At 27.0% G+C, this 8,273-nt stretch carries 11 protein-coding genes and 1 tRNA gene; 8 read left to right on the top strand and 4 right to left on the bottom strand.

Features of this window, described 5'->3' with window-relative positions; all coding sequences use genetic code 11:
* The first annotated feature begins 14 nt into the window (after nt 1-14).
* Nucleotides 15-88, top strand: a tRNA-Cys gene (locus HUJ77_RS00900).
* A 31-nt stretch (nt 89-119) separates the two neighbouring features.
* On the opposite strand, the gene HUJ77_RS00895 is transcribed toward HUJ77_RS00900, so the two are convergent.
* The 3 genes from HUJ77_RS00895 to HUJ77_RS00885 all read right to left on the bottom strand — a co-directional run bounded on the left by HUJ77_RS00895 (nt 120) and on the right by HUJ77_RS00885 (nt 3,711).
* Nucleotides 120-1,046: an LD-carboxypeptidase gene (locus HUJ77_RS00895; RefSeq protein ID WP_291706687.1), complete on the bottom strand. Its 927-nt coding sequence runs from the start codon at nt 1,044-1,046 to the stop codon at nt 120-122.
* A gap of 158 nt (nt 1,047-1,204) precedes the next feature.
* Complete coding sequence (locus HUJ77_RS00890) at nt 1,205-2,152, bottom strand: magnesium transporter CorA family protein (protein WP_291706686.1); 948 nt, start codon at nt 2,150-2,152, stop codon at nt 1,205-1,207.
* Between the two features lie 407 nt (nt 2,153-2,559).
* A complete protein-coding gene (locus tag HUJ77_RS00885; protein WP_291706685.1) occupies nt 2,560-3,711 on the bottom strand; it encodes a M20 family peptidase in 1,152 nt (383 codons plus the stop codon).
* 141 nt (nt 3,712-3,852) lie between these two features.
* Between HUJ77_RS00885 and HUJ77_RS00880 the strand changes: the two genes are divergently transcribed.
* From HUJ77_RS00880 to HUJ77_RS00850, 7 genes are all read left to right on the top strand, one after another.
* Entirely contained in the window at nt 3,853-4,086 is a 234-nt protein-coding gene (locus HUJ77_RS00880) for a sigma factor G inhibitor Gin (protein ID WP_291706684.1), read from the top strand.
* A gap of 4 nt (nt 4,087-4,090) precedes the next feature.
* Nucleotides 4,091-4,720: a dTMP kinase gene (tmk, locus tag HUJ77_RS00875; protein ID WP_291706683.1), complete on the top strand. Its 630-nt coding sequence runs from the start codon at nt 4,091-4,093 to the stop codon at nt 4,718-4,720.
* Nucleotides 4,721-4,806: 86 nt separating this feature from the next.
* Nucleotides 4,807-5,136 (top strand): cyclic-di-AMP receptor, encoded by a 330-nt coding sequence (locus HUJ77_RS00870; RefSeq protein WP_291706682.1) that lies wholly within the window; start codon nt 4,807-4,809, stop codon nt 5,134-5,136.
* A 13-nt stretch (nt 5,137-5,149) separates the two neighbouring features.
* Nucleotides 5,150-6,085: a DNA polymerase III subunit delta' gene (locus tag HUJ77_RS00865; RefSeq protein ID WP_291706681.1), complete on the top strand. Its 936-nt coding sequence runs from the start codon at nt 5,150-5,152 to the stop codon at nt 6,083-6,085.
* A 2-nt stretch (nt 6,086-6,087) separates the two neighbouring features.
* Nucleotides 6,088-6,993, top strand: coding sequence for a stage 0 sporulation family protein (locus tag HUJ77_RS00860; RefSeq protein ID WP_291706680.1), 906 nt, complete (start codon nt 6,088-6,090; stop codon nt 6,991-6,993).
* Nucleotides 6,994-7,006: 13 nt separating this feature from the next.
* Nucleotides 7,007-7,210 (top strand): heavy-metal-associated domain-containing protein, encoded by a 204-nt coding sequence (locus HUJ77_RS00855; RefSeq protein WP_291706679.1) that lies wholly within the window; start codon nt 7,007-7,009, stop codon nt 7,208-7,210.
* 97 nt (nt 7,211-7,307) lie between these two features.
* Nucleotides 7,308-7,478 carry a 4Fe-4S binding protein gene (locus HUJ77_RS00850; RefSeq protein WP_291631791.1) on the top strand — a complete coding sequence of 57 codons (171 nt, stop codon included), beginning with the start codon at nt 7,308-7,310 and terminating at the stop codon, nt 7,476-7,478.
* 17 nt (nt 7,479-7,495) lie between these two features.
* On the opposite strand, the gene HUJ77_RS00845 is transcribed toward HUJ77_RS00850, so the two are convergent.
* Nucleotides 7,496-8,152 (bottom strand): MBL fold metallo-hydrolase, encoded by a 657-nt coding sequence (locus tag HUJ77_RS00845; RefSeq protein ID WP_291706678.1) that lies wholly within the window; start codon nt 8,150-8,152, stop codon nt 7,496-7,498.
* Nucleotides 8,153-8,273: the final 121 nt, after the last annotated feature.

Here is an 8,273-nt window from a genome sequence, read left to right as displayed (position 1 = left end):
GAGCCACCAGGTATGGCGCTATAGCCAAGTGGTAAGGCAGAGGTCTGCAAAACCTTTATCCCCGGTTCAAATCCGGGTGGCGCCTCCAAAAAAAACTACAAGATTTCTTGTAGTTTTTTTTATTGCTTAAAAATAATTTGATTTTGAATAAGTAAATTATCTTTGGAAGAAAATTTAAAGTTACTTCCTATAGGAACAGTTATATTAGGATAGTCATGTCCTAGCTTTAGACCATATATAATAGGAATATTCAATGGCATAAGTTTTTCTTTTATAATATATTCTACAGTTAATACTTCATCCTTACTATTACAATTAGTGAAATTCCCAACTATTATTGCGGATAATTTTTTAAGTTTTCCACAGGAAATTAATTGAGAAAGCATTCTATCCACAGCATAAGGATTTTCATTCACATCTTCAACAAGTAATATGTTATTATTAAATTTTATTTCATAAGGCGTACCAATAGTAGAGCATATAATGGATAAGTTTCCACCAACTATATGCCCTTTAAAATCTCTATTATTCCAAATACAATAGTCTTTATGGCACACATCTTTTAAATTATAAATTAATTTGTTATTATGATTTAATATATTCAAAAAATAATTTTTAGTATCAATATCATTAAAATTAGAAGTTATCATTGGACCATGAAAGGTAGGAAAATGACATTTCTTATAGATATAATTAAGTAATAATGTTATATCACTATATCCAAAAAATGGTTTAGGGTTTCTTTTTATCTTCTTTAAGTCCAGAAAAGGAGCCATTCTAACAGAGCCATATCCACCTCTTAGGCAAACAATTGCATTAACTTCCTTATCTTCAAACATTGAATTTAAATCCCTTGCTCTATCTTCATCATTACCTGCTAAATATCCTAATTTATCATAGAGATGCTTACCTTTTTTTATCTTAAATCCTAATTTTTCAAAAGAAGATATTTTGTCATCTATATATTTTTTAGATTCGGGAGATGAAGGAGCCACTATTCCTATTGTAAGAGAAGATGTTATAGTATTAAGTTTAGAATTAAACAAAGAAATACACCTACTTTTAAAATAATTTATATACTAATATATTGTAAAAGTAGTATATCTGTTCTTTAATAAGGGTTTTTATAAATAATTACTTTATAAAAGATTTATTTTCAATATATAAAAAATAAGAGTAGATGCTGTAACTACAGCTCTACTCTCTATGAAAACATACCCTTTTTGTGTAATAAATAAGCAGTTCCAAATGTTAAAATAATAGTTATTATCATAGTTATTTCAAAACCAAATTCATTATTTATAAGCGGCATTCTAATAAAATTCATACCAAATATACCACCAATAACTGTAGGTATAGCCATTAAAATTGTAACTGAAGCAAGAATCTTCATCACTATATTTAAGTTATTTGAAATAACTGAAGCAAAGAAATCCATAGTACTTGCAAGAATATTACTATATATTTCTGTCATTTCAATAGCTTGTTTATTTTCAATTATAACGTCTTCTAAAACATCTTGATCTTCTTCATATTTTTGCATTATATCTAATTTCAGCATCTTTTCTAATGTAATTTCATTAGCTTTAAGTGATGTAGAGAAGTAAACTAGTGATTTTTCTAAGGAATGAAGCTGAATCAATTCTCTATTCTTCATTGATTTATGCAATCTTTTTTCTATCATTAAACTCTTTTTATCAATTTGTCTTAAATATACTAAATATGAATTAGATATTTTACTTAGTATTTGCAATATAAATCTGGATTTCTTGAAGGTAAAAAATGATTTAATCTTACCATTTATGAAATCAGTTAATATTCTACTATTTTTCAAACAGACAGTAATTATTTGTTTATCAGTATGAATAATAGCTAAAGGATAGGTATCATAAGTTAATGAATTATCCTCCATTTCAGTAAAAGGTATATCTACTATTACTAATAAACAATTATCTTCTATATCTATACGAGAGGTTTCCTCATCATCCAAAGGAGCTTTTAAAAAGGATAGGGGTACACCCGTCTTTTTTGATATTAAAATAAGTTCTTCATCTGATGGTGCAATTATATTAATCCAAGAGCCTGGTTCTATATTGTCTAAAACTTTTAATGAAGGATTATTTTCACCAATGCTTTTATATATTTGTATCATTATTAGGCCTCCTTAAATAGATATCAAAGATAATTATACTATTTATAATTGATTTTGTAAAAAAGTAAAGAAGTTTATTTTAAAAATTTAAATGCAAAGATAAATGAAGAAATTTATAGTATATTTAAATATTGATAAAATAAAATTACCTAACTTTTAAAAATAATAAAAACATAGATATAGATAGTAATAATTGAATACAACTTTGCTCAAATGAAGTGATAACTAGTATAATTTCAATATTATTTATAGTAGTGAGCAATATGGTAATGGAGGATTAATTATAAAAAGGATTCACAGAGAGATTTTTGAGAAAAAAGAATACTAACTATAAGGATGATGTTACTCTACATAACAGTGATATTTTATATGGGTAAAGCTACAGAAAAATAGGCTCTAAATAGAGCCTATTTTTTATAAAATTCACTTTTTACTTCAGATAAAAGATTATCTTTTGATATAATATCATGACCTGTAAAAGCCAATGCTAAAGCTGCCTTCATAGCTTCTGCAAAAGCATGATCAGAAATTGTAGCATTAGCAAAATCTTTTGTTCCATATCTAATGCTTAAGCCATCTATAATTGAGAAAAATGGTTGTATACAAGGAACAGTTTTGCTTACTATTCCTAAACTTAGCCCAGAATAAATATCTCTAGGACCATCGATATTAATAATTCCAGTTTCCTTTAAATTATGACTAAATAATCTATTTAAAGTTCTATTTGTTATAAGCTCTTCATTTTCTGGCTCATATAATGAAATTGAATTTTGTACTCTTATAAGTTTAGAAACATAAATTGCAATTTCTCTTAACTTGCTTTCTACTATTCTTGCAATATCCATTTCTGGCGCTCTAATATAAAATTTAGCTTCTGATTCAATAGGTAATAAAAGAGGTGTAAAGCCTCCATTAGAAAGTATTGAATTTACTTCTACATCATCTGGAAATCCCTTTAACATAGAATTTAAAATATTAAAGCATAAAAGTATTCCATCTAAGGATGTATAGGTATTTTTATTTAAAAAGCTAAGTCCACTGTTACCAATGTATTTAATACTTAATGGAATAATTGCAGAAGAACTACCACTTTCTGAAGTTACAACATCAGGATGCGCAACTAGCACTACATCTATATCTTCAAAGATGCCTTGTTTAACCATTACAGATTTTGTTCCACCTAGATATTCTCCAGGACATCCTATAATAACAACAGAACCACCAGTTTTTTCTATAATAGAACCTAATGCTAATGCTGCAGCTACTGAAGTTGTAGTTAGCAAGTTATGGCCTGTTATATGCCCTTCATTAGGGATGGCATCATATTCACATAAGAAGCAAATAGTAGGGCTGCCATTACCTTTAGAAGCTCTAAATGATGTCTTTAATTCTAAGAAGTTTTCTTCAACTTCAAAATCATATTTATTTAAAAGTTTACAAATATAGTCATATGAATTAAATTCGTTATAACTTTTTTCAGGATTATCATATAAAAATTTATTTAAATTTTTTAAGTCTTCCTTATTTTTTTCTATAAAACTAATCATTTCTTGTTTCATTTTTTTCCCTCCCAAAATATCTTAATAATAATTTTCCCTTAAACCTAAATTATTATTTATTAAATATGTTTTTTTATATAAAGTATAAAAATTGTTTTTAAGGTGAGAATTATTAATAAAAAGTTTAGAGGGGGTACTAATATGAATTTTAATTTAAATTTGGAATACAAAACCATAGATAATTATAAAAATAAATGTAAGGTATGTAGTAAAGAAATATCTATAAATGATATAATTATTAGAAGAGGCTTATTTTGCCATGAATGTAATAATGCAATTTCTGAAATAAATAGTAATGAAATAGAATATATTTATTATAAGGAAAGAATTAAATCATGGCTTTTAAGCAAATATAATTTTGATAACATGAGGTAGTTGAATGAACAGAGGAAAATTTATAGTATTCGAAGGTGGAGATGGTTCTGGTAAGAGTACAGCTTTAGAAAAGATATATGATTTCTTAGTTAAAGAAGGAATAGATTGTATTAAGACTAGAGAGCCAGGTGGAATTAAAATTTCTGAGGATATTAGAAGCATAATATTAGATACGAAAAATACTGAAATGGATAGAAAAACAGAAGCTTTATTATATGCTGCAGCTAGAAGACAACACTTAGTGGAAAAGGTTATTCCAGCATTAGAAGATGGTAAAGTAGTATTATGCGACAGATTTATATATTCTTCATTAGCTTATCAAGGATATGCTAGAGGAATATCTGTTGAAGAAATATTTCAAATAAATAAATTTGCAATAGGGGAATATATGCCTGATTTAAATTTATTTTTTGACGTATCTCCAGAAGTGGGAATATCTAGAATAGAAAAAAATAAAGATAGAGAAGTTAATAGATTAGATCTTGAGAAATTAGATTTTCATACTAGGGTAAGAGAAGGATATTATAGATTAGTTGAGAATAATAAAGGTGACTTTGCGATTATTAATGCAGAAAAATCTATAGATGAAGTTTTTAATGAAACAAAACAAATAATACTGAATTTTATCAAATAAAATAGGATATATAATAAATTTTTGCTTAATTTATACAGCTTTTGTGATAAAATGTTAATAAGAGATTTATGTTAGGAGGGGTCAATATGAAATTAGTAATAGCAATAGTTCAAGATGATGATGCATTAGATTTAATTGATGCAATTACTGAAGCTGGGTTTAGAGTAACTAAGTTGGCAACAACAGGGGGGTTTCTAAAATCAGGAAATACGACTTTGATGATAGGTGTGGAAGTAGAGAAGGTACAAAAGGTTTTAGATGTTATAGAAGATATTTGTAAAACTAGAAAACAAATTATTACTACGCCAACTCCTATAACTGGAAATCTTGATATGTATATGTCTTATCCCATCGAAGTTGAAGTTGGGGGAGCTACAATATTCGTAATAGATGTTGATCAATTTATAAAAGTATAATTAGGAGGGTGTAATGGGAGAAATTATTGGGCATAAGAATATAATAGATAACTTTAAAAGAAGAATTGAATCAGATGAAATTTCCCATGCACATATAATTGTTGGTGAAGATGGTATTGGCAAAAGTAAACTAGCTAATAAATTTGCTAGAAATATATTAGGTAAATCTGAAGACAAAGATTATATAGATATTATAAATTATAGATGTAAAAAATCTTCTTTTGGAGTAGATGATATAAGAGAAATTGTTGAAGAAATAAATAAAAAACCCTTTGAAGGAGATAAAAAAGTCATAATAATTTGTGATGGAAATAAGTTAACAGTTCAGGCACAAAATGCTCTATTAAAAACTATAGAGGAACCACCTAAAGGGGTTTTTATAATATTATTATGTGAAAGTCTAGAGCTTATATTAGACACTATAAAATCAAGATGTCAAATTTATAAGTTATCTCCATTAACTAAAAATGAAGTAAGGCTTTATATAGATAATATAAGTGATGATAGTATTAGTGAAGATGAAATTAATGCTGCTATCGCCTATAGTGAAGGAGTTCCAGGAAAGGCAGAAGCCTTTCTAAGAGATTCTTCCTTAAAAGAGCTTAGGAATACTTTAGTTGATTTATTATTTCTTTTAACTAAAGGTAATACTAGAGAGCTTTTGGATTTTGAAAGTAAGATATTAACTTACAAGGATAAAAAGGATGATATATTAAATATTCTAGCCTCCTTTATAAGAGATATAATCATTTATAAAGAAATTAATGAAGTTACCGGATTAATAAATGGGGATAAAATTGAAAGTATAAAAAAAATAGCTATTGAAATGTCTTATAAGAAACTTAATAATATAATTGATAAAATAGGAGAAGCTAGAAAATCACTACAAAGCAATTCTAATTTTCAATTAACTATTAGAGTTATGCTTATAGGATTTATGGAGGTTTAATAATGATAAAAGTAATAGGCGTTAGATTTAAAAAGGCCGGTAAAATATACTATTTTGATCCTAGTGGACTAGAAGTAAAAAAAGGTGACTTTGTTGTTGTTGAGACAGCAAGAGGTATAGAATTTGGGGAATGTGTTATAGGCATTAAAGAAATTCCTGAATCTGATATAGTTGCTCCTTTAAAGAGTGTTATTAGGGTAGCTGAAGAAGCTGATATAAATAAACATAAGGAAAATAAAGTGAAGGAAAAAGATGCTTTAGAGATATGTTTAAAGAAAGTTGAAGAACATAAATTAAATATGAAGCTAATAGATGTAGAATATACTTTTGATAATAATAAAGTTATATTTTACTTTACTGCAGATGGAAGAGTTGACTTTAGAGAATTAGTAAAAGACTTAGCAACTATTTTTAAGACTAGAATTGAGCTTAGACAAATAGGAGTTAGGGATGAAGCTAAGATGCTTGGAGGTTTAGGACCATGTGGAAGACCTTTATGTTGTTCAACATTCCTAGGTGACTTTGCATCAGTTTCTATAAAGATGGCAAAGGAACAAAATCTATCCTTAAACCCAACTAAAATTTCAGGTATATGCGGAAGACTTATGTGCTGCTTAAATTACGAACAAAGTACTTATGAGGACATAAGAAAGAGATTGCCTAAGGCAGGATCTATTGTAAGTATGGGAGATTTTAAGGGAGAAGTTGTAAGCAATAACACAGTTAAAGAAAGTGTTAAAGTTAAATATAAACGCGGAGATGAAGAATTAGTTGAAGAGTTTAAAATAGATGATATAGAATTAATAGAAGGTGGATATGAAGATTCTGTGGACGAATCTGATATTAAACTTGAAATAGAGTCACCTGAAGATAAGAATCTAATAAAGGATCTAATAAAGGAAAATTAAAGGGGGAGATTAAATGAAAACAGTATTAAGGATATCAAATCTTAATACAAATGAAGATGTTATTAGCATTAAAGAGGTTATAGCCCATAGTGAAGGAACTATTGCTTGTGAGGTTAATGTGAATAAAAAGGAAGTAAGTATAGTTTATGATGATAAAACTATATCTTTAGATAGGATAATATCATCTATTGAAGAGCTTGGATATAGTGTAATATAAAATATATTTGAGATAATTATTTAGAAACCTTTTAAAATTATTGTTGATATGTTAAAATAGACTTGAAATAAATTCATAATATTAGGAGGTGCTAATTATGGCATTTAAGATTGAAGATTCATGCATAAACTGTGGTGCTTGCGCTGCAGAATGCCCAGTTGATGCTATAAGTCAAGGAGATACTCAATTCGTTATTGATGAGGATGTTTGCATAGATTGTGGAAATTGTGCAAATGTTTGTCCAGTAGGAGCTCCTGTACAAGCATAATTTTACATAAAGAACCGCTAATTTAGCGGTTCTTTATTATTTTCTTTTAATAATAGAACTGTTGAATCATTACTTAAAGGTAATTCATCAGTATAAATAGTATTAGTATCATAATGAATAATGTTCTTTAGAGAAGATAAAAACTTTAAAGGACCATCTAAATAAAAATATTCTAAAGAAGTTTTAAAGGACATTGGAATTATATATTTAGGTTTTAATGTAGAAACAATTTTTGCTGCTAATAATCCATCTAAACAAAAATGACCTCCAATTGGAATAAATAAAAAATGTAAGTTATTTAATTTGTTTAATAATTCATCATCTAAAAAGTGTCCTAATGAACCTAAGTGGCAAATCTTAAAACCATCAATTTCAAATAGATATATAATATTTTCACCTCTTCTAAAGCCAGAAAAATTATCTCTATAACTGTTAAATCCTTGAATACTAAAGTAATCATCTTCGAAATATTTAGTATCATTTATAACCTTATAATTATTAATAACACAATCGCTAATAATTTCATTATTATGAGAGTGACTAAAAGTAATTATATCTGGTTTTAAATCATATTTTTGTATATAGGGATATATTTGCATTGGATCTACTAAGATTTTTTTCCCTAATAAATTTTTTATTAGAAAACAAGAATTGCCAATCCACTTAATTTCCATATTAATCACCTCTTGTATAGTTTAAACAAAAAGAGTTTTATAATTCTTTTTATACGAAAATTTATTATTGGACATATTAAGACTTATAATATATAATGAAAGTCAAAGAAGGTCTAATTTG

The sequence above is a fragment of the Clostridium sp. genome (genome assembly GCF_021443865.1).
GTDB lineage: Bacteria > Bacillota > Clostridia > Clostridiales > Clostridiaceae > Clostridium.
This window is presented reverse-complemented; position numbering and strand designations above follow the sequence as displayed.

Bases quoted from the DNA above. Each gene is read 5' to 3' on its own strand.
- HUJ77_RS00890 (WP_291706686.1), bottom strand. From the start codon at position 2,152: ATGATACAAATATATAAAAGCATTGGTGAAAATAATCCTTCATTAAAA.
- HUJ77_RS00885 (WP_291706685.1), bottom strand. From the start codon at position 3,711: ATGAAACAAGAAATGATTAGTTTTATAGAAAAAAATAAGGAAGACTTA.
- HUJ77_RS00880 (WP_291706684.1), top strand. From the start codon at position 3,853: ATGAATTTTAATTTAAATTTGGAATACAAAACCATAGATAATTATAAA.
- tmk (WP_291706683.1), top strand. From the start codon at position 4,091: ATGAACAGAGGAAAATTTATAGTATTCGAAGGTGGAGATGGTTCTGGT.
- HUJ77_RS00870 (WP_291706682.1), top strand. From the start codon at position 4,807: ATGAAATTAGTAATAGCAATAGTTCAAGATGATGATGCATTAGATTTA.
- HUJ77_RS00865 (WP_291706681.1), top strand. From the start codon at position 5,150: ATGGGAGAAATTATTGGGCATAAGAATATAATAGATAACTTTAAAAGA.
- HUJ77_RS00860 (WP_291706680.1), top strand. From the start codon at position 6,088: ATGATAAAAGTAATAGGCGTTAGATTTAAAAAGGCCGGTAAAATATAC.
- HUJ77_RS00855 (WP_291706679.1), top strand. From the start codon at position 7,007: ATGAAAACAGTATTAAGGATATCAAATCTTAATACAAATGAAGATGTT.
- HUJ77_RS00850 (WP_291631791.1), top strand. From the start codon at position 7,308: ATGGCATTTAAGATTGAAGATTCATGCATAAACTGTGGTGCTTGCGCT.
- HUJ77_RS00845 (WP_291706678.1), bottom strand. From the start codon at position 8,152: ATGGAAATTAAGTGGATTGGCAATTCTTGTTTTCTAATAAAAAATTTA.